This is a genomic window from Enterobacter sp. BIDMC 30, assembly GCF_000534355.1.
Classification (GTDB): Bacteria; Pseudomonadota; Gammaproteobacteria; order Enterobacterales; family Enterobacteriaceae; genus Enterobacter; species Enterobacter ludwigii.
In genome coordinates this window covers 3,874,641-3,892,761 of sequence record NZ_KI973169.1, presented here as the reverse complement: position 1 = coordinate 3,892,761, position 18,121 = coordinate 3,874,641, and the positions used below count along the sequence as shown (strand labels likewise).

The window sequence follows — 18,121 nt, the reverse complement described above, 5'->3', positions numbered from 1 at the left end:
AGGTTAAACCTTCCATCAAGGGGAAGGTCAAGGGGGAAATGTGAATATCAGTGATGTTGCGAAAAAAACCGGATTGACCAGCAAAGCGATCCGTTTTTATGAAGAGAAGGGGCTGGTGACACCGCCGCTGCGCAGTGAAAATGGCTACCGCAGTTATACGCAACTGCATCTTGATGAACTGACGCTACTGCGCCAGGCGCGGCAGGTGGGATTTAACCTTGAAGAGTGCGGCGAGCTGGTCACCTTATTTAACGATCCGGCGCGCCATAGCGCAGACGTGAAAAAACGTACGCTGGAGAAAGTGGCTGAGATTGAACGCCACATTACCGAGTTACAGGCGATGCGTCAGCAGCTTCTGGCGCTGGCGGAATCCTGTCCGGGGGATGACAGCGCCGACTGCCCGATTATCGATAATCTGTCCGGCTGCTGTCATCGTAAGGCTCATGCCTGACAGGCTTTAACCCGCAGGGTTATCCCTTCCACCGCAATGACCTCAACCTGCGTGCCGGCGCTGAGGTCATCGTCGGCCACCACGGGCCATGAACTGTCGCCCACGCGCATATGTCCGCGCCCGTTAACCAGCGCCGTGTCGAGCGTAAAACGTTTGCCGACAATCTGCTGCCCGCGCTGATTGAGGTGGGCGTCGAGCGGTTTCTGCTCTGTCACCTGGCGGTTAAGCCAGCGCCACCACAGCCAGGCGGCCAACAGCGTCAGCACGGCAAATAACGCCCCCTGCCACGCCCAGTCCAGGGGCAGTAGCCAGACCACTAACCCGGTAATGACAGCGGCAACACCGCTCCAGAGCAGGTAACCGTTGCCGCCAAGCATCTCCGCGGCCAGCAATAAGCCACCGAGGCTTAGCCAGAATGCATGAGGATGTGCGACGATTAGCTCAATCATTTTTTGCGCTCGTTTCCGCTGTCTTTGATAAGTTCAGTGATCCCGGCGATGGAGCCCATCAGGCTGCTGGCATCCAGCGGCATCATCACCACTTTGCTGTTGTTCGCGGAGCCAATCTCTTTCAGCGCGTCAGTGTATTTTTGCGCAACGAAGTAGTTCACCGCCTGGATATCACCCGCCGCAATTGCTTCAGAGACCATCTGGGTGGCGCGGGCTTCCGCTTCTGCAGAACGTTCACGGGCTTCCGCCTGTAAGAAGGCAGACTGGCGTTCACCTTCCGCTTTCAGGATCTGCGACTGTTTTTCCCCTTCGGCTTTCAGGATCTCTGCCTGACGCACCCCTTCAGCTTCCAGAATGTAGGCGCGTTTGGTCCGTTCCGCTTTCATCTGCGCGTTCATGGAGGCGATCAGCTCTGCCGGTGGGCGCACGTCGCGGATCTCAATACGGGTAACTTTGATCCCCCACGGGTTGGTGGCCTCGTCGACAATGTGCAGCAGGCGGGTGTTAATGCTGTCGCGCTGAGAGAGCATCTCGTCCAGCTCCATTGAACCGAGCACGGTACGAATGTTGGTCATCGTCAGATTTACGATAGCCAGCTCCAGATTGCTGACTTCATAGGCCGCTTTTGGGGCATCAATAACCTGAATAAAACAGACCGCATCAATGGTGACGTTGGCGTTATCCTTGGAGATCACTTCCTGGGAAGGAATATCCAGCACCTGTTCCATCATATTGATTTTACGTCCAATCCTGTCCATGAAAGGGACAATCAGGCTTAAACCCGGCTGGAGCGTGTTGGTGTAGCGGCCAAAGCGTTCAACGGTCCACTGATACCCTTGTGGGACAATTTTGACGCCAGCGCCGACAATAACCAGCGCAACGAAAATAAGGACAGGTATAACGATAAGCATAAAAACCTCCTGTTTTGCATGCTGTGACGAAGGGAACTGCGTGTGTGTTATGAGTCAGTATATCGGCTATCGGGCTGAAATTCGCCCCTGTAAAGAAGGGGGCGCGACGAATACCGGTAAAACCTTTACTCCAGCCATCGATACACCCTATTCGCGCTGCGTTCGTGAAAGGATTATTCTACGCATGGTTGCAATAAAGGTGGTTACAGGATGCATGATGAACAATAAAAATACGCTCTTGCAGGTCAGGGATGTCGGTTTTCGTGTGGCAAATACCACGATCCTTCAGCATGTCGATTTTTGTCTTTCCCCGGGTGAGTTCAAACTGATAACAGGGCCGTCAGGCTGTGGTAAAAGCACGTTATTAAAGATTGTCGCTTCACTGCTCAGCCCCACTGAGGGCGCTATTCTGTTTGAAGGGCAGGATATCGCGACACTGTCGCCAGAAAGCTATCGCCAGCAGGTCTCTTACTGCGTGCAAACCCCTTCGCTGTTTGGGGACACGGTTTATGACAACCTGGTCTTTCCGTGGCAAATCCGTCATAAAACGCCGGAGCCAGAAAAATTTATCGCCGATCTGGCCCGCTTTGGCCTGTCGAAAGAGACGCTGACTAAATCCATCAATGAATTATCGGGCGGCGAAAAGCAGCGTGTTTCGCTGATTCGCAATCTGCAGTTTTTGCCGAAGATATTGTTACTGGACGAGATCACCAGCGCGCTGGATGAGGTGAACAAACGCAACGTTAACGAGATTATTCATCGTTACGCAAGCGAGCAGAATATTGCCGTGCTGTGGGTTACGCACGATTCAAACGAAATTACCCATGCGGATGACGTCATTACGCTTGAGCCGCAGGGCGGGAAAATGCAGGAGGCAAACCGTGGGTGAGCATAATATTACGAATACGTCGCTGGCGTTTTCGATGGTACTGGTACTGATCGCTATTGTGGTGAGCTACCGGGAAAAGCTGGGTCTGGAGAAAGATATTATCTGGAGTATCTGCCGCGCGGTTATCCAGCTCATTATTGTCGGCTATGTGCTGAAGTATATTTTTAACGTCAACCACGCGGTGCTGACGCTCCTGATGGTGCTGTTTATCTGCTTTAACGCGGCGTGGAACGCGCAGAAACGCAGTAAGTATATCGATAAGGCGTTTGTCTCATCGTTTATCGCCATTACAACCGGGACGGCGCTGACGCTGGCGGTGCTGGTGGTGTCCGGCTCAATCGAGTTTACGCCGATGCAGGTTATCCCTATTTCCGGGATGATTGCGGGGAACGCTATGGTGGCTGTAGGACTGTGTTACAACAACCTCGGCCAGCGATTTAGCAGTGAACAACAGAAGCTGCAGGAGAAATTAAGTCTGGGGGCGACACCGAAAATGGCCTCGACGGTACTGATCCGCGACAGCATCCGCTCGTCGCTGATCCCAACGGTGGATTCCGCAAAAACGGTTGGGCTGGTTAGCCTGCCGGGAATGATGTCGGGGCTGATTTTTGCCGGTATCGATCCGGTCAAAGCCATTAAATATCAGATCATGGTGACCTTTATGCTGCTCTCTACGGCCAGCCTGTCGACCATCATTGCCTGCTATTTAACCTATCGGAAGTTCTACAACGCGCGCCATCAGCTGGTGGTGACGCAGTTGAAAAAGGCGGGGTGACCGCCTCTTTTGCAGGCCCGGTGAGCGCAAGCGGCACCGGGCCTGTTCATCAGTAGAGCAGGGCGTACAGCTGACGGCGGTACGTCGACGCCAGCGCATCGCCGGTGCCCAGCGCGGCCAGGATCTCCTGGAACATTTTCCGCGCCTGACCGTCGGCGGCACCCAGATCGTTTTGCAGATGGCTGAACAGCAGTGCCAGCGCTTCTTCGTTACGTCCCACCTGATGCAGCTGCAGCGCCAGCTGGCTTGCCAGCGCGGCATCGGTCGGGTTATCGGCAACCTGCTGTTGAAGCTGCTGGATCTCCGGTGTATCCGCCGCCTGTTTCAGCAGATCGATCTGCGCGACCAGACCCTGATAACGGGTATCCTGATCCTGCAGTGGAATGGTCTTCAGCACAGCTTCCGCATCGTCGGAACGGTGCAGGGCAATCTGCGTTTCCGCGAGGAGCAGGCCAATCTGGCTGTCCTGTTTCGACAGCTGCCACGCCTCTTTGAGCAGCGGCAGCGCTTCGTCGTATTTGCCTTCCTGCATTAGCCCCATGGCTTCCTGCGCCTTCAGCTCTTCCTCGCGCGGCAGGACTTTATCCAGCAGGGCGCGGATCGCTTCTTCAGGCTGTGGCCCCTGGAAGCCATCAACAGGTTGCCCATTCTGGAACAGATAGACGGTAGGAATCGCGCGCAGGCCAAACTGAGACGCCACCATAGGCTCAGCGTCACAATCCAGTTTGGCCAGAATGAACTGGCCATTGTATTGCGCGGCAAGGCTTTCGAGTACCGGCGTCAGCTGCAGACAGTGTTGGCTACGCTCAGACCAGAAGTAGAACAGCACCGGTTTGGTCATGGACTGTTCGAGGGTCTGTTGCAGGTTTGCTTCAGTAATATTGACGATATTCTGTACGGACATGCGGCCTTCTCTTTTATCGGTTTGTTATTTACATGGGGGTTAGCGACGACGCTTCAACTCAACCGTGTAAAATTTTGTCCATCATCCGGCCCGGCAGCAGGCGTTTTAACCAGCCTACCGCATGGGTTACCAGCGTCACCGGATAGCGCATTTTTGGGTTTTCGCTCTCAAAAGCATGGCGCACTTTAGCGACGACTGCTTCCGGCCCGAGCGTAAAGCGTGCGGCGATACCGGGGTTTTCGACCGGTTTATCCGCCTGGGTCTGGTTAACGTTTTCCGTAAAGCGGGTGCGGATAGGGCCCGGCTCAATCAGGCTGACCTTAATGCCGCTGTGACGCAACTCCATGCGCAGGGCGTCGGACCAGGCCTCCAGCGCATACTTGCTGGCGGCATAGGCCCCGCGGCCCGGCGTTGAAATCAGCCCCATCACGGAGGAGGTCATCACAATGCGTCCTTCACCGTGCGGCAGCATGGCGGGGAGCAGGCGCATGGTGAGCTGATGGACGCCAAAGAAATTGGTGGAAAACTGTTTTTCCAGCTGTTCGCGGGTGAGCGTGTCCAGGGGACCATACACGCCGTAGCCGGCATTGTTAAAAAGGCCGTACAGACGGTTGTCGGTCAGGGTCAGCACCTCATCGGCAGCGCGTTCCACGCTTTCCGGTGAGTCTAAATCCAGTAACACACCGGTAAAGCCCAGCCCGTTCATGCGTTCGACGTCGTCGGGTTTACGGCAGGCCGCCAGTACCCAATATCCCTGACGCTTCAACTCGAGTGCACTTTCAAGACCGATTCCGCTGGAACATCCTGTAATTAAGACCGATTTTTGCATAACTTTACCTGTCAGGATCTCCGCTGAATTAGGAGTCATGTTTAACTAAAGGGGCCAGCCGTGTTGCCATCCAGTCGGCAATAAACGGCTGCGCATCGCGATTGGGGTGGATCCCATCGTCTTGCATCCACTGGGGTTTGAGATAGACCTCTTCCATAAAAAATGGCAGCAGCGGAATATCAAACTCGTTGGCAAGCTTTGGGTAGATCGCGCTAAAGGCTTCATTATACCGACGTCCATAGTTGGCGGGCAGGCGAATTTGCATCAGCAGCGGTTGCGCATTCGCGGCCTTAATATCCTTAAGGATCGTGCGCAGGGTCTGTTCCGTTTGCTGAGGCTGGAAACCACGCAAGCCATCATTACCGCCCAGCTCAACCAGCACCCATCGCGGTTGATGCTGTTTGAGCAAGGCTGGCAGGCGCGACAAGCCTTGCTGCGAGGTATCACCGCTGATGCTGCCATTAATAACCGTTGTCTTACTCTGCCATTTGTCATTGAGCAGAGCTGGCCAGGCCGCGTTGGCCGCCATGCGATAGCCTGCACTCAGGCTGTCACCGAGAACCAGTAACGTGTCCGCTGCCGCCGCGCGGAAGGTCATCAGGATTAAAAACAGGAAGGGCAAATGCCAGCGGAAAACATTGTTGAAGTTCATCGTCTTAAGAAGTCCGTCGGTCAGGGGGAACACGAGCTTTCCATCCTCACCGGAGTTGAACTCGTTGTCAAACGCGCCGAAACCATTGCGCTGATTGGCGAGTCCGGTTCCGGGAAGTCCACGCTGCTGGCCATTTTAGCCGGTCTGGACGACGGCAGCAGTGGAGAGGTCAACCTGGTCGGGCAACCGCTGCATCAGCTTGATGAAGAGGCGCGTGCCGCGCTCCGCGCACGTCATATCGGGTTTGTCTTTCAGTCCTTCATGCTGATCCCGACGCTCAATGCGCTGGAAAACGTTGAACTGCCGGCACTGCTGCGCGGCGGTAACAGCCGTGAAAGTCGCGCCCACGCGAAGGCATTGCTGGAGCAGCTTGGGCTTGGCAAACGCCTCGACCATCTTCCGGCGCAGCTTTCCGGCGGGGAGCAACAGCGTGTGGCCCTGGCCCGGGCGTTTAACGGCCGCCCGGACGTGCTGTTTGCGGATGAGCCTACCGGAAACCTCGACCGAAAGACCGGGGATAAAATTGCCGACCTGCTGTTTTCGCTCAACCGTGAACACGGTACCACGCTGATTCTGGTGACCCACGATCCGCAACTGGCTGCCCGCTGCGACCGTCGCCTGCGGCTGGTTAACGGTGAACTTCAGGAGGAAGCATGATTGCCCGCTGGTTCTGGCGCGAATGGCGCTCGCCCACGCTGTTGATTGTCTGGATGGCGTTAAGCCTGGCGGTAGCCTGCGTGCTGGCGCTGGGCAGCGTCAGCGATCGCATGGAGAAAGGGTTAAGCCAGCAAAGCCGCGAGTTTATGGCCGGAGACAGGGCGCTGCAAAGCTCGCGTCCCGTCCCGCCGGGCTGGCTTGAGGAGGCGCGTAAGCGTGGACTGAAGGTGGGGGAACAGCTGAACTTTCAGACCATGACCTTTGCCGGCGATACGCCGCAGCTGGCGAGCGTCAAAGCCGTCGACGACTTTTACCCGCTGTACGGTGAACTGCAAACCAGCCCGCCTGGGTTAAAGCCGAAACCGGGCACGGTGCTGCTGGCGCCACGTTTAATGGCGCTGCTGAACCTGAAAACGGGTGACAGCATCGACGTGGGTGACGCCACGCTCCGCATCGCCGGGGAGGTGGTTCAGGAACCTGACTCCGGCTTTAACCCGTTCCAGCTTGCCCCGCGCTTGCTGATGAATGCCGCTGATGTGGCGAATACCCATGCCGTGCAGCCGGGAAGCCGCGTCACCTGGCGCTATAAGTTTGCGGGAACGCCCGCCCAGCTTGACGCGTATGAAAAATGGCTGCTGCCGCAGTTAAAACCGGAGCACCGCTGGTACGGACTGGAGCAGGACGAAGGGGCGCTTGGTAAATCTCTCGAACGGTCTCAGCAGTTCCTGCTGCTTTCAGCGCTGTTAACCCTGCTGCTGGCCGTGGCGGCGGTGGCGGTGGCCATGGGGCACTACTGCCGCAGCCGATACGATCTGGTGGCGATCCTCAAAACCCTTGGCGCGGGCAGCGCCCAGCTGCGTAAGCTGATTGTCGGCCAGTGGCTGATGCTGCTGGTGTTGTCAGCACTCACCGGTGGGGCGATGGGGCTGCTGTTTGAAAAGCTGCTGATGGTCATGCTGAAACCGGTACTGCCTGCCGCACTTCCACCGGCCAGCCTCTGGCCGTGGCTGTGGGCGATTGGCGCGATGATGGTGATCTCGGTGCTGGTGGGGCTTCGCCCGTACCGGCTGTTGCTCGCGACGCAGCCGCTGCGCGTACTGCGCCGTGACGTGGTGGCCAACGTCTGGCCGCTGAAGTTCTATCTTCCTGTCATTGTTGCGGTGTCGGTTGGGTTGTTGGCCTGGCTGATGGGCGGCAGCACGCTGCTGTGGGCCGTACTGGCCGGGGCGGTGGTGCTGGCGCTGCTGTGTGGTGTGGTCGGCTGGGTGCTCCTTAATGTGCTTAAAAAGCTGACGGTGAAGTCGCTTCCCGTGCGGCTGGCGGTGAACCGTCTGCTGCACCAGCCCTGGTCTACGCTGAGTCAGCTGTCTGCCTTTTCGCTGTCGTTTATGCTGCTGGCACTGCTGCTGGTGCTGCGCGGCGATCTGCTGGATCGCTGGCAACAGCAGCTTCCGCCGGAAAGCCCGAACTATTTCCTGATCAATATCGCCCCTGAGCAGGTGACACCGCTGAAGACGTTCCTGGCGGAACACCAGATTGTGCCGGAGTCGTTCTACCCCATCGTCCGTGCGCGTCTGACGCAGATCAACGGCCAGTCCACGGAGGGAAACAAGGATGAATCGCTTAACCGCGAACTGAACCTGACCTGGCAGGAGAAACGTCCAGATCACAACCCGATTACCGCCGGCAGCTGGCCGCCGAAAGCGGGTGAAGTGTCGATGGAAGAGGGGCTGGCGACGCGCCTGAACGTCAGGCTGGGCGACAGCGTGACCTTTACCGGCGATACGCAGGACTTTAGCGCTAAGGTCACCAGCCTGCGTAAGGTGGACTGGGAAAGCCTGCGGCCGAACTTCTTCTTTATTTTCCCCGCAGGCGCACTGGACGGACAGCCGCAAAGCTGGCTCACCAGTTTCCGCTGGGAAAACGGCAACGGTATGCTGACCCGGCTGAACCGCGAATTTCCGACGGTCAGCCTGCTGGATATTGGCGCGATCCTTAAACAGGTCGGGCAGGTGCTGGAGCAGGTCAGCCGGGCTCTGGAGGTCATGGTGGTGCTGGTGACGATCTGCGGCGTACTGTTGCTGCTGGCCCAGGTGCAGGTCGGGATGCGGCAGCGTCATCAGGAGCTGGTGGTCTATCGCACGCTCGGGGCGAGTAAGCGACTGCTGCGCACCACGCTGTGGAGCGAGTTCGCCCTGCTGGGGCTGGTCTCGGGTCTGGTGGCGGCGATGGGTGCTGAGACGGCGTTAGCCGTGCTGCAGACCCGCGTCTTCGATTTCCCGTGGGAGCCTGACTGGCGACTGTGGTTCACGCTGCCGGTCTGCGGTGCGGTGCTGCTGTCGCTGTGCGGCGGCTGGCTCGGCACGCGATTGCTAAAAGGCAAAGCGCTGTTCCGTCAGTTTGCCAGTTAGTTCAAATCCGTGATAATTACGCACCGGTTTATCTGCTGGTGCGTAATAATTTAGCAGCACAAATCGGTAATACCCATGCGTTTAGTAGCACAAAACATTAAAAACCCGCGCACACAGCAAGATTATTTCCAGTTAATATTCACCTGCTAAATATTTAGCAGCGTGTCTATAAAGGAAAAATAATGACTATAAAAAAATCAGCGCTGGCAGTAACAATTGGCGCAGCAGTGGCATTGACCTCCTTCGCATCTCAGGCGGAAATCACGGTTCTTAAACAAGACCCTCAGGCAGGTAACCCGCTGAGCCGTCTTAACTTTACCGTTGGCGGCAGTATTCGTCCTCAGTTCAACATGATGACGGGCGACGGCGATAAAGGCTCCTACAAACGTAATGGCTTCGACGGCGGCACCCGTTTCCGTTTCGCAGCAGATTACTATCTGTTTGATGACATCAGCTGGATCAGCTACTACGAGCTGGGTGTGAACATTCCGGCGCTGTTCAACTGGGATAACCACTACGCTGAAGGTGCTAACGACACCTCTCGCCGTATGCTTTACACCGGTCTGAAGAGCGACACCTGGGGTACGCTGACCTTCGGTCAACAGAACAGCGTTTACTATGATGTGGTTGGCGTGAAAACCGATATCTGGGACTACGACATGATTGGTCAGGCTCCAGGTAACGGGATCAACGGTGACTACGACGGCTCTTATCGTTCACGCAAAATGCTGAAATATAAGAAAACCGTAGGCGATGCGGATATCTATGCATCCTACCTGTTTGAAGACAGCGAATACCTGCCGGGCAATGGCCTGCGTTACAAACGTAAAGGCGGCGGTTCACTGGGTCTGGATTACCACCTGACCACCGATCTGACCTGGGGCGCAGCGTGGAACTACACCCGCGCGGACATGCGTAACCCGGACAACGGCGACAGCAAATCTTACGACCAGAATATCCTCGGTACCGCGCTGAGCTGGACGCCGGATAACTGGACCTTCTCGGCTGGCGGCGGCTGGTACCAGAACTTCCTGACCACCAAAAAAGTGTCTACTGACAACTACTTTGCCGGTGATGCATGGGGTATTGAATACTTCGCAGGGTACAAATTCCCAATCGATCAGTATGCGGTGAAATCCATCCAGCCTTACTTCATGGGTGACCGTATTGAGTACGTGAATGGTCGTAACTACCAGCGTATCGATAACGGCGTGGGTGTTAGCGTCCAGCTGGACTACGGTTTCCGTGTTGATTACGAACACGTGTTCACCTCCAGCACGGATAACCTGGGCGACATGAACCTGGTGCGTCTGCGTTACGACTTCTAAGTTCAGTCCGCAGGGGAGTCACCCCGATATGAAAACGGCAACCCTGGGTTGCCGTTTTTTTTGCGCGTGATTCAGCGATTGAGCCAGTCAGCCACGTCCTCAAACGTTCCGCGATACACAATCTTCTCCGCCTTTTTTGCCAGCTGCCAGGTGTACATCGGGTCGTAATAGTCGTTCAGCAGCGGGGCAAGCCAGCGCAAATGCGCGTCGGTGCTGCCAGAACGTTGTTGCTCCTGCAGGGCGGAATCCAGCAGCGCCGTAAAGTCTGCAAAGCGCTGCAGCCCCAGACGGCGGCGAATGGCAAACAGGCCGTGGTGCAGGTATTCGCTGTACGCTTTCCAGCCCGCCTCTTCGCCAAAGGCAGCAGAAAAATCCGCCCACATATGGTCGAAATACTCTTCACGCAGGCGTTCAAGACGGACATCAAACGGGTCTTCTACCACCACAACAGGTGCCTGAACCATGCGGTCTCGCAGGCATTCCGGCAGGTGGTTGGAGCCAATCATCCGCCCTTCATCCTCCAGCACCCAGCGTGCGGCCTCTTTTTTCAACAGCACGACGGCGAGCTGGTTTTCGAAGCTCGCCTGCGAAAGCTGTGGTGTAAGCGTGCGGCCAAACGACGAGCCGCGATGGTGTGCCAGCCCTTCCAGATCCACGCCCTGCGCGTGCTGTTTCACCAGCAACGTTTTGCCGCTCCCGGTACAGCCGCCGATCAGCACCATCGGTTTTTGCACCTGCTCAGCAGTTACCTCAATCGCGGTCTGACGCAGCGCTTTATAGCCGCCTGCGATCAGCGGGTAATCCACGCCGCGCGCTTTCAACCAGGCCTGAGTGATATGCGAGCGTTGACCGCCACGCGCGCAGCAGAGGTAGCCGGTGGGGTGGGAGAGACAGGCTTCGCGCCAGGCGTTAATGCGCATCTCACGGGTATTGCCTGCGACCAGGCTATGGCCGAGAGCAAGCGCAGCGTCCGGCCCCTGGCGTTTATAGCAGGTACCGACGGCGGCGCGTTCATCATCGTTCATCAGAGGCAGGTTGATTGCCGCAGGCATCGCGCCCTGGGCGAATTCGATCGGCGCGCGAACGTCGATTAAAGGGGTATCGGATGCGAGGATCGCGCGATAGTCCGTTCCATCGTTCATGGTTTTTCCAGAAGAAAACTAAGCTGCAATGGCCGGGGATTGTACGCCGGGGAGGGGGAAGGTCAACTCCCCGGCAGAGGAGTATTACTTAAGCTTTGATTGCGCCCAGATAATTCCGCTCGCGTATTCCGGCGGCAGGAGAGGAATAATCGCTTCCAGCGTGGCGCTCAGACGATCGGTGTCGGTATCGTTCAGGTTCAGGTGACCGACCTTACGACCCGGACGCACCTCTTTGTCATACCAGTGCAGATGCACCAGCGGCAGCTTGAGCCAGTCGTAGTTCAGATCGGTACCGATCAGGTTGATCATCACCGACGGGCTGTTGACCACCGGCTGCGGCAGCGGCAGGTCAGTGATGGCGCGCAGGTGCAGCTCGAACTGGCTGATGGACGCCCCGTTTTGGGTCCAGTGACCGCTGTTGTGAACGCGCGGTGCCAGTTCGTTAATCAGCAGACCGGACGGCGTGACAAAACACTCCATCGCCATGACGCCGACGTAACCGAGTTCGTGCATGATGGCAGAGAGCATCTCTTCTGCCTGCGCCTGCTGTTCAGCACTGGCCTGCGGGAATGCAACGCTGGTACGCAGGATCCCGTCCTGATGCAGGTTATGCGTCAGCGGATAAAAAACGGTATGGCCATCCTGCCCGCGAGCACCTACCAGAGAGACTTCACCGCTGAAGTTAATGCCTTGCTCAACGATGCACTCCCCGTAGCAATCGTCCGGCAGCTCGTGAGTGTCATCGGCGTGCAGACGCCACTGTCCACGACCGTCGTACCCGCCGACGCGACGCTTCACAATTGCCAGCTCGCCCAGCATTGCAAATATATCCTTCCACTCGCTTTTATCGGACAACAGCTGCCACGGCGCAGTCGGCAGCCCGAGCTTATCGAACAGCTGCTTTTGCGTCAGACGGTCAGCAATAATGGGAAAGACGTCGCGGTTAACGAAGGCATTGTGACGCGCCAGCTCGCGCGTCAGGGCCGTTTGTGGCCAGCGTTCAATCTCCGCGGTGATCACACTCTGGTGAAACGGCACGGCTTCCGGTTCGTCATCCAGCCCGACGGGCCAGACGGCAATACCCAGCGGCTCGCCGGCCTGACGCAGCATACGGCCTAACTGACCATTACCGAGGACGCATACCTGCTTCATGCCGCACCCCGCGGGTCCGGATTGTCCAGCACCTCGTCGGTCTGAGCTTTACGCCAGTCCGCCAGACGCTGATGTAACGCTTTATCGTGAGTCGCCAGGATCTGCGCGGCGAGCAGGGCAGCGTTGGCAGCGCCCGCTTTACCAATGGCCAGCGTGCCGACCGGAATGCCACGCGGCATCTGAACGATGGAATAGAGGCTATCGACACCACTTAACGCAGCGCTTTGCACCGGAACACCCAGTACCGGTACCAGCGTTTTGGCGGCAATCATGCCTGGCAGATGTGCTGCGCCGCCCGCACCGGCAATGATCACCTCATAACCCTTCTCTTCGGCGCTTTCGGCGAAGCTGAACAGTTTGTCCGGTGTACGGTGTGCGGAGACCACTTCAACGTGGTGCGGAACATTCAGGATTTCAAAGATTTCGGCGGTGAACTGCATGGTAGCCCAGTCGCTTTTGGACCCCATCACGATGGCGACACGCGCCGGATTATTGCGGGAAGACATGCGTCTTAAAACTCCTGTGGTGCGAAACACACTGCTTTCGAGGGCACAGAGAATAGCATGTAATAGGGGCAAGGAAAACGGTTGCGCGGTTAAAAACTGAGCCGTTGTGGCCCTCAGGAGATAACAAAACAGACCGCGTTCTGGCGGTCTGTTTTATCAGGCATCGATGTGCTTTGATGTGCTTTTGACGGACGGCACGGTCAGCAGACGTCTTATTTAGTCAGTTCTGCCGTCATATGAACGCGGTTGTTAAACTGAGCGCTGGTGATTTTGTAAGACGCGCCCTGTTCAGCAGCCTGAGCGGCAATTTTCGCTTCTGCGCGGTCAAGGGTAGAGGCCGTGGCGCTGACGCTCTGAGCAAAAGAACCGAAAGAGATCAGAGAGAGTGCGGCAACTGCAACGAAAGTTTTGATGGATTTCATGGTCGTATTCCTTAAATGTTTTATCTGGGATAGGGCGTGTTGCCCTGATGTGATAAATAATAGGCCGACCACGGGCTGATTAAAATCGAAACAATTTGCCGATATTGTTCAAAAAAATAGAATGATTTTTTGGCGGGTTAAAACGGGAAAGCGATCAGTTCCACACCGTCAGGCGTGACGCTGACCATAGAACCTTCGCTGTGCCAGGCCCCCAGGACGACGCGGTGGGCCGCTTCGCCGTTGGCGGTAAGGGTATGCACATCGGGACGATGAGTATGACCGTGGATCAACCACTGAACGCGGTGTTTTTCCATGACCCTGACTACCGCCTGGGGATTAACGTCCATAATGGCCATGGATTTGCCGCTGTTGGCGGCCTTACTGTCTGCACGCATTCTGGCTGCGATCCGCTTGCGGATAAACAGCGGCAGAGCCAGGAATAGTTTTTGGATCCACGGGGTATGAACCTTAGCGCGAAACGCCTGATAGCCGGTGTCGTCAGTGCAAAGTGTGTCACCGTGCATGATTAACACCTTTCGGCCATAAAGGTCGAGTACCTGCTCTTCCGGCAGCAGCGTCATGCCGCTTTCGCGGGCGTAGTGCTTGCCGAGCAGGAAATCACGATTGCCGTGGATAAAGAAGCAGGGGACGCCGGAATCGACCAGCGCGTTAATGGCTGCCGCCATCTCACGGTGCAGCGGGTTAGGATCGTCGTCGCCAATCCAGGCTTCAAACAGGTCACCCAGAATGTAAAGTGCATCGGCACTTTTCGCTTCACCGCGTAAAAAACGCAGAAAACCGGCGGTGATCGCCGGTTCTTCTGTTTGCAGGTGCAAATCTGCAATAAAGAGTGTCGCCACGAATTACTCGCTGACGGTCACGCTGTTAATCACGACGTCTTCTTTTGGAACGTCCTGATGCATGCCGCTGCGGCCGGTCGCCACGGCTTTGATTTTGTCGACTACGTCCATACCTTCAACCACTTCTGCGAAGACGCAGTAGCCCCAACCCTGCAGGCTTTCGCCGGAGAAGTTCAGGAAGTCGTTGTCAGCAACGTTGATGAAGAACTGGGCTGTTGCAGAGTGAGGAGCCTGCGTACGCGCCATCGCCAGCGTACCACGGGTGTTTTTCAGACCGTTGTTCGCTTCGTTTTTGATCGCTTCTTTCGTCGCTTTCTGGTTCATGCCAGGTTCGAAACCGCCGCCCTGGATCATAAAGCCGTTGATCACGCGGTGGAAAATAGTGTTGTTGTAGAAACCTTCGCGGCAGTAGTCCAGGAAGTTTTTAACTGTTTCAGGCGCTTTGTCATCAAAGGTTTTGATTACGATATCGCCATGATTAGTGTGGAAAGTAACCATTTTTGCATCCTGTTCCGTTATTGTGGTACGTCGACCCGCGTTTGGGTCATCTATAGGGGCTTGTTATAGCATAACCACAGGATGCGATCACCTTGCATTGTGTGCTGCTTCAGGTTTGAATTACAGGTAGAATAACCGGTTTTCAACCACACACGTGTTTACATGGAATCTTCGATGTTAAAAATCTTTAATACAATGACGCGCCAAAAAGAGGAATTTAAACCTATCCATGCCGGGGAAGTCGGCATGTACGTGTGTGGTATTACGGTTTACGATCTCTGTCATATCGGCCATGGCCGTACCTTTGTTGCATTCGACGTTGTCTCGCGCTACCTGCGTTTTCTGGGCTACAACCTGAAATACGTGCGTAACATCACCGACATCGACGACAAAATCATCAAGCGCGCGAACGAAAATGGCGAAAGCTTTGTTGCGCTGGTGGATCGTATGATCGCGGAAATGCACAAAGATTTCGACGCCCTGAATATTCAGCGTCCGGACAGCGAGCCGCGTGCCACCCACCATATCCACGAAATTATCGACATCACCGAAAAGCTGATCGAACGTGGTCACGCCTATGTGGCCGATAACGGTGACGTGATGTTCTCCGTGCCGACTGACCCTACCTACGGTCAGCTTTCCCGTCAGGATCTGGATCAGCTGCAGGCCGGTGCACGCGTTGATGTGGTGGACGTGAAGCGTAACCCGATGGACTTCGTGCTGTGGAAGATGTCCAAAGAGGGCGAACCAAGCTGGCCTTCCCCGTGGGGCGAAGGGCGTCCTGGCTGGCACATTGAGTGCTCGGCGATGAACTGCAAACAGCTGGGCAAACATTTCGATATTCACGGTGGCGGTTCGGATCTGATGTTCCCGCACCATGAAAACGAAATTGCACAGTCAACCTGTGCGCATGGTGGCGAGTACGTGAACTACTGGATGCACTCCGGGATGGTGATGGTTGACCGTGAGAAGATGTCTAAATCTCTGGGCAACTTCTTCACCGTGCGCGACGTGCTGAAATATTACGATGCGGAAACCGTGCGCTACTTCCTGATGTCTGGTCACTATCGCAGCCAGCTGAACTACAGTGAAGAGAACCTGAAACAGGCGCGTGCGGCGCTGGAGCGTCTGTACACTGCCCTGCGCGGTACCGATAAATCTGTACCCGCGGCAGGTGGTGAGGCGTTTGAAGCGCGCTTTATTGACGTGATGAACGATGACTTCAACACGCCGGAAGCCTACTCCGTGCTGTTTGATATGGCGCGTGAAGTTAACCGTCTGAAGTCAGAAGATATGGCGGCGGCGAATGCATTGGCCTCCCATCTGCGTAAGCTCTCTTCGGTACTGGGTCTGCTGGAGCAGGAACCGGATCTGTTCCTGCAAAGCGGTGCGCAGGCGGACGATAGCGAAGTGGCGGAGATTGAGCAACTTATCAACGCGCGTCTGGAAGCGCGTCAGGCGAAAGACTGGGCGGCAGCAGATGCCGCGCGTAACCGTCTGACGGAAATGGGCATCATTCTGGAAGATGGCCCGCAGGGAACCACCTGGCGTCGAAAATAATTCTGGTGCGCGCTGATGCCCTCTCCCACCGGGAGAGGGTGCAAACACGAAAAACGGCAACTGGGTTGCCGTTTTGCTTTTACCTCCGCTTCCACCACAACAGCCCCATCAGCACAACCCCTGGCAGCCACACCCACAGCAGCTCCGACATAATCACCTGATGCCCGTAGGGCGTGGTATAGCGTGACAGCGCAAACGGCGCGACCTTAATGACCTGCCACGGTGCAAAAAACCGTTCATCTGACCACGGCCACAGCCAGCCGACGCCTTTTCCCCCGGTGGTGATGGAATCCAGCAAGCTGTGCGACAGCAGAGACACGGTTAAGAACAGCCAGCAGCGGGTCAGGCTTGCCCGAAACCATCGTCGGCCCATCAGTACGCAAAGTATCGGCACCACAAAGGCAAACAGCAGGGAGTGGGTAAAGCCGCGGTGGCCGAACACATTGCCGTAGGCAACGCCGAACTTAAACGCCAGCACGTCGGCGTCCGGCAGCATGGCGAGGACGACGCCGGCAAACAGCAGGCGGGGAGGGATGATTTTACTTCCCAGGCCTAAACCCAGACACAAAGGCACTGCAGCGTGGGTGATAACGGTAGGCATTGCAATTATCCATGGCAAAGCAGGGAAATATAGCAGCGAATGGGCGCAATGAGGATGGTGTTAGCGTCTTATTTACGCCGATTCCCGGGCAATAAGCTGCCCGGAAAGGGTGATACGCTGTGTTTGCAGATCCGGCTCTTTTAACTTGCGGATGATCAACCCCGCCGCCTGACGCCCCGTCTCCTCACTGGCGGAGGAAACGTAGGTAAACGAGGGAGACGTCAGGTTCACGTGCAGCATATCTTCAAAACCGACCAGCGCGACCTGCTGGGTGAGAAACACATCTTTCCCCACGGTGCGCCCCACCTGATGAATGCCGGAGATGGAGCCGATCATCGCATCCGGCGAGTGGCAGAGCAGGGCGGTAATGGTGTTGTTTTTTTCCAGCAGCTGGCGGGTGGCGAAACCTGCGGCCAGCGTGTCATCGCTACACGCAGGCGAGTATTCCTCACGCCAGACCAGGCCGTTCTGGGTCATCGCGCTGCGAAAGCCGAGCAGACGTTGCTCGCGGATAAGGCAGCCTTCACGACCCCCAATGTAGGCAATGTTGCGGTGCCCGCGCTCGATAAGATAACGCGCGGCAAGGTTCGCCGCCTGGCGGTTGTCGCGCATCACCAGATTGCATTTTTCATCCAGCAGGGACTGAGAGACCACCACCAGCGGCAGCGGGCACTGACGGATGTGTTCCGGCAGCGAGGATGCCCGGGTGTCAGAGGCCAGATAGATAACGCCGGCGACCCCCTGCTGTTTAAACGACAGCAGGCAGCGCTCAAGATGTTCATGGTCGTTCAGCGGCTGGCCGAGGAAAACCATATACCCCTGTCTCTCCAGCTCCTGGACGATGCTCGCCATCACCTTAATGGAAAAGCTGTCGCTAAAGTCGCGCAGGATCAGGCCAATCAGGTTGGAGGTGTTGGCGCGGAGGTTGGCAGCGGCGACGTTGTGAACATAGCCCAGCGTAGTGATGGCAGCATTGACCTTCGCGATCGTTGCGTCTGAAATCTTCCCTTTCTGGCGCAGCACCAGCGACACGGTGGAGACCGAAACGCCCGCATGCTTTGCGACATCAATGATGCTGACTTTCTTCAAAACCGCTCCCTGAAATTTACCGATTATCAGCCAGA

General features: G+C 56.4%; 20 protein-coding genes. 7 read left to right on the top strand and 13 right to left on the bottom strand.

Annotation, left to right across the window (positions count from 1 at the left end; all coding sequences use genetic code 11):
* The first annotated feature begins 40 nt into the window (after nt 1-40).
* Nucleotides 41-451 (top strand): Cu(I)-responsive transcriptional regulator, encoded by a 411-nt coding sequence (gene cueR, locus L466_RS04085; protein WP_014168923.1) that lies wholly within the window; start codon nt 41-43, stop codon nt 449-451.
* Here the strand turns inward: cueR and L466_RS04090 are convergent.
* Both L466_RS04090 and L466_RS04095 read right to left on the bottom strand, forming a co-directional pair.
* Nucleotides 442-900: an NfeD family protein gene (locus tag L466_RS04090; protein WP_014168924.1), complete on the bottom strand. Its 459-nt coding sequence runs from the start codon at nt 898-900 to the stop codon at nt 442-444. The two genes, cueR and L466_RS04090, sit on opposite strands and share 10 nt — an antisense overlap.
* On the bottom strand, nt 897-1,811 hold the full coding sequence (locus tag L466_RS04095) for an SPFH domain-containing protein (protein ID WP_014168925.1): 915 nt from the start codon (nt 1,809-1,811) through the stop codon (nt 897-899). Before L466_RS04095 ends, L466_RS04090 begins: the two co-directional genes overlap by 4 nt.
* A gap of 217 nt (nt 1,812-2,028) precedes the next feature.
* Here L466_RS04095 and fetA point away from each other — a divergent pair, with 217 nt between their 5' ends.
* Nucleotides 2,029-2,700, top strand: a complete 672-nt coding sequence (gene fetA / locus L466_RS04100) for an iron efflux ABC transporter ATP-binding subunit FetA (RefSeq protein ID WP_032677558.1) — start codon at nt 2,029-2,031, stop codon at nt 2,698-2,700.
* Entirely contained in the window at nt 2,693-3,475 is a 783-nt protein-coding gene (gene fetB, locus L466_RS04105) for an iron efflux ABC transporter permease subunit FetB (protein WP_032681540.1), read from the top strand. The genes fetA and fetB overlap by 8 nt, the downstream gene beginning before the upstream one ends.
* 49 nt (nt 3,476-3,524) lie before the next feature.
* Here fetB and L466_RS04110 read toward each other — a convergent pair whose 3' ends face one another.
* The 3 genes from L466_RS04110 to tesA are packed head-to-tail and all read right to left on the bottom strand — an operon-like array spanning nt 3,525 to nt 5,860.
* Nucleotides 3,525-4,379, bottom strand: a complete 855-nt coding sequence (locus tag L466_RS04110; protein WP_025204830.1) for a co-chaperone YbbN — start codon at nt 4,377-4,379, stop codon at nt 3,525-3,527.
* A gap of 58 nt (nt 4,380-4,437) precedes the next feature.
* On the bottom strand, nt 4,438-5,247 hold the full coding sequence (locus tag L466_RS04115) for an SDR family oxidoreductase (protein ID WP_086532865.1): 810 nt from the start codon (nt 5,245-5,247) through the stop codon (nt 4,438-4,440).
* Nucleotides 5,237-5,860: a multifunctional acyl-CoA thioesterase I/protease I/lysophospholipase L1 gene (tesA, locus tag L466_RS04120; protein ID WP_025206538.1), complete on the bottom strand. Its 624-nt coding sequence runs from the start codon at nt 5,858-5,860 to the stop codon at nt 5,237-5,239. Before tesA ends, L466_RS04115 begins: the two co-directional genes overlap by 11 nt.
* Here tesA and ybbA point away from each other — a divergent pair.
* The 3 genes from ybbA (at nt 5,831) to L466_RS04135 (ending at nt 10,256) form a co-directional block, all read left to right on the top strand.
* Nucleotides 5,831-6,517 (top strand): putative ABC transporter ATP-binding protein YbbA, encoded by a 687-nt coding sequence (ybbA, locus tag L466_RS04125; RefSeq protein ID WP_014168931.1) that lies wholly within the window; start codon nt 5,831-5,833, stop codon nt 6,515-6,517. The two genes, tesA and ybbA, sit on opposite strands and share 30 nt — an antisense overlap.
* Nucleotides 6,514-8,928, top strand: a complete 2,415-nt coding sequence (ybbP, locus tag L466_RS04130; protein ID WP_032681537.1) for a putative ABC transporter permease subunit YbbP — start codon at nt 6,514-6,516, stop codon at nt 8,926-8,928. The genes ybbA and ybbP overlap by 4 nt, the downstream gene beginning before the upstream one ends.
* A gap of 182 nt (nt 8,929-9,110) precedes the next feature.
* Nucleotides 9,111-10,256: a porin gene (locus L466_RS04135; RefSeq protein WP_014168933.1), complete on the top strand. Its 1,146-nt coding sequence runs from the start codon at nt 9,111-9,113 to the stop codon at nt 10,254-10,256.
* Nucleotides 10,257-10,327: 71 nt separating this feature from the next.
* On the opposite strand, the gene mnmH is transcribed toward L466_RS04135, so the two are convergent.
* From mnmH to ppiB, 6 genes are all read right to left on the bottom strand, one after another.
* Nucleotides 10,328-11,398: a tRNA 2-selenouridine(34) synthase MnmH gene (gene mnmH, locus L466_RS04140; protein ID WP_032681535.1), complete on the bottom strand. Its 1,071-nt coding sequence runs from the start codon at nt 11,396-11,398 to the stop codon at nt 10,328-10,330.
* Nucleotides 11,399-11,482: 84 nt separating this feature from the next.
* The gene (gene purK / locus L466_RS04145; RefSeq protein ID WP_032681533.1) at nt 11,483-12,550 is read right to left on the bottom strand and encodes a 5-(carboxyamino)imidazole ribonucleotide synthase; all 1,068 of its coding nucleotides are present in this window, start codon (nt 12,548-12,550) and stop codon (nt 11,483-11,485) included.
* Nucleotides 12,547-13,056 (bottom strand): 5-(carboxyamino)imidazole ribonucleotide mutase, encoded by a 510-nt coding sequence (purE, locus tag L466_RS04150; RefSeq protein WP_020885164.1) that lies wholly within the window; start codon nt 13,054-13,056, stop codon nt 12,547-12,549. The genes purK and purE overlap by 4 nt, the downstream gene beginning before the upstream one ends.
* Nucleotides 13,057-13,268: 212 nt before the next feature.
* On the bottom strand, nt 13,269-13,478 hold the full coding sequence (locus L466_RS04155; protein ID WP_013095921.1) for a YdgH/BhsA/McbA-like domain containing protein: 210 nt from the start codon (nt 13,476-13,478) through the stop codon (nt 13,269-13,271).
* Between the two features lie 137 nt (nt 13,479-13,615).
* Nucleotides 13,616-14,338, bottom strand: a complete 723-nt coding sequence (gene lpxH / locus L466_RS04160; protein WP_020885162.1) for a UDP-2,3-diacylglucosamine diphosphatase — start codon at nt 14,336-14,338, stop codon at nt 13,616-13,618.
* A gap of 3 nt (nt 14,339-14,341) precedes the next feature.
* On the bottom strand, nt 14,342-14,836 hold the full coding sequence (gene ppiB, locus L466_RS04165; protein WP_014168939.1) for a peptidylprolyl isomerase B: 495 nt from the start codon (nt 14,834-14,836) through the stop codon (nt 14,342-14,344).
* A gap of 174 nt (nt 14,837-15,010) precedes the next feature.
* Here ppiB and cysS point away from each other — a divergent pair, with 174 nt between their 5' ends.
* Nucleotides 15,011-16,396: a cysteine--tRNA ligase gene (gene cysS, locus L466_RS04170; RefSeq protein ID WP_020885161.1), complete on the top strand. Its 1,386-nt coding sequence runs from the start codon at nt 15,011-15,013 to the stop codon at nt 16,394-16,396.
* Nucleotides 16,397-16,475: 79 nt separating this feature from the next.
* Here the strand turns inward: cysS and L466_RS04175 are convergent, their stop codons facing one another.
* Nucleotides 16,476-16,997, bottom strand: coding sequence for a metal-dependent hydrolase (locus L466_RS04175; RefSeq protein WP_025204825.1), 522 nt, complete (start codon nt 16,995-16,997; stop codon nt 16,476-16,478).
* A 72-nt stretch (nt 16,998-17,069) separates the two neighbouring features.
* Nucleotides 17,070-18,086 carry a Mal regulon transcriptional regulator MalI gene (gene malI / locus L466_RS04180; protein WP_014168942.1) on the bottom strand — a complete coding sequence of 339 codons (1,017 nt, stop codon included), beginning with the start codon at nt 18,084-18,086 and terminating at the stop codon, nt 17,070-17,072.
* Between the last annotated feature and the right edge of the window lie 35 nt (nt 18,087-18,121).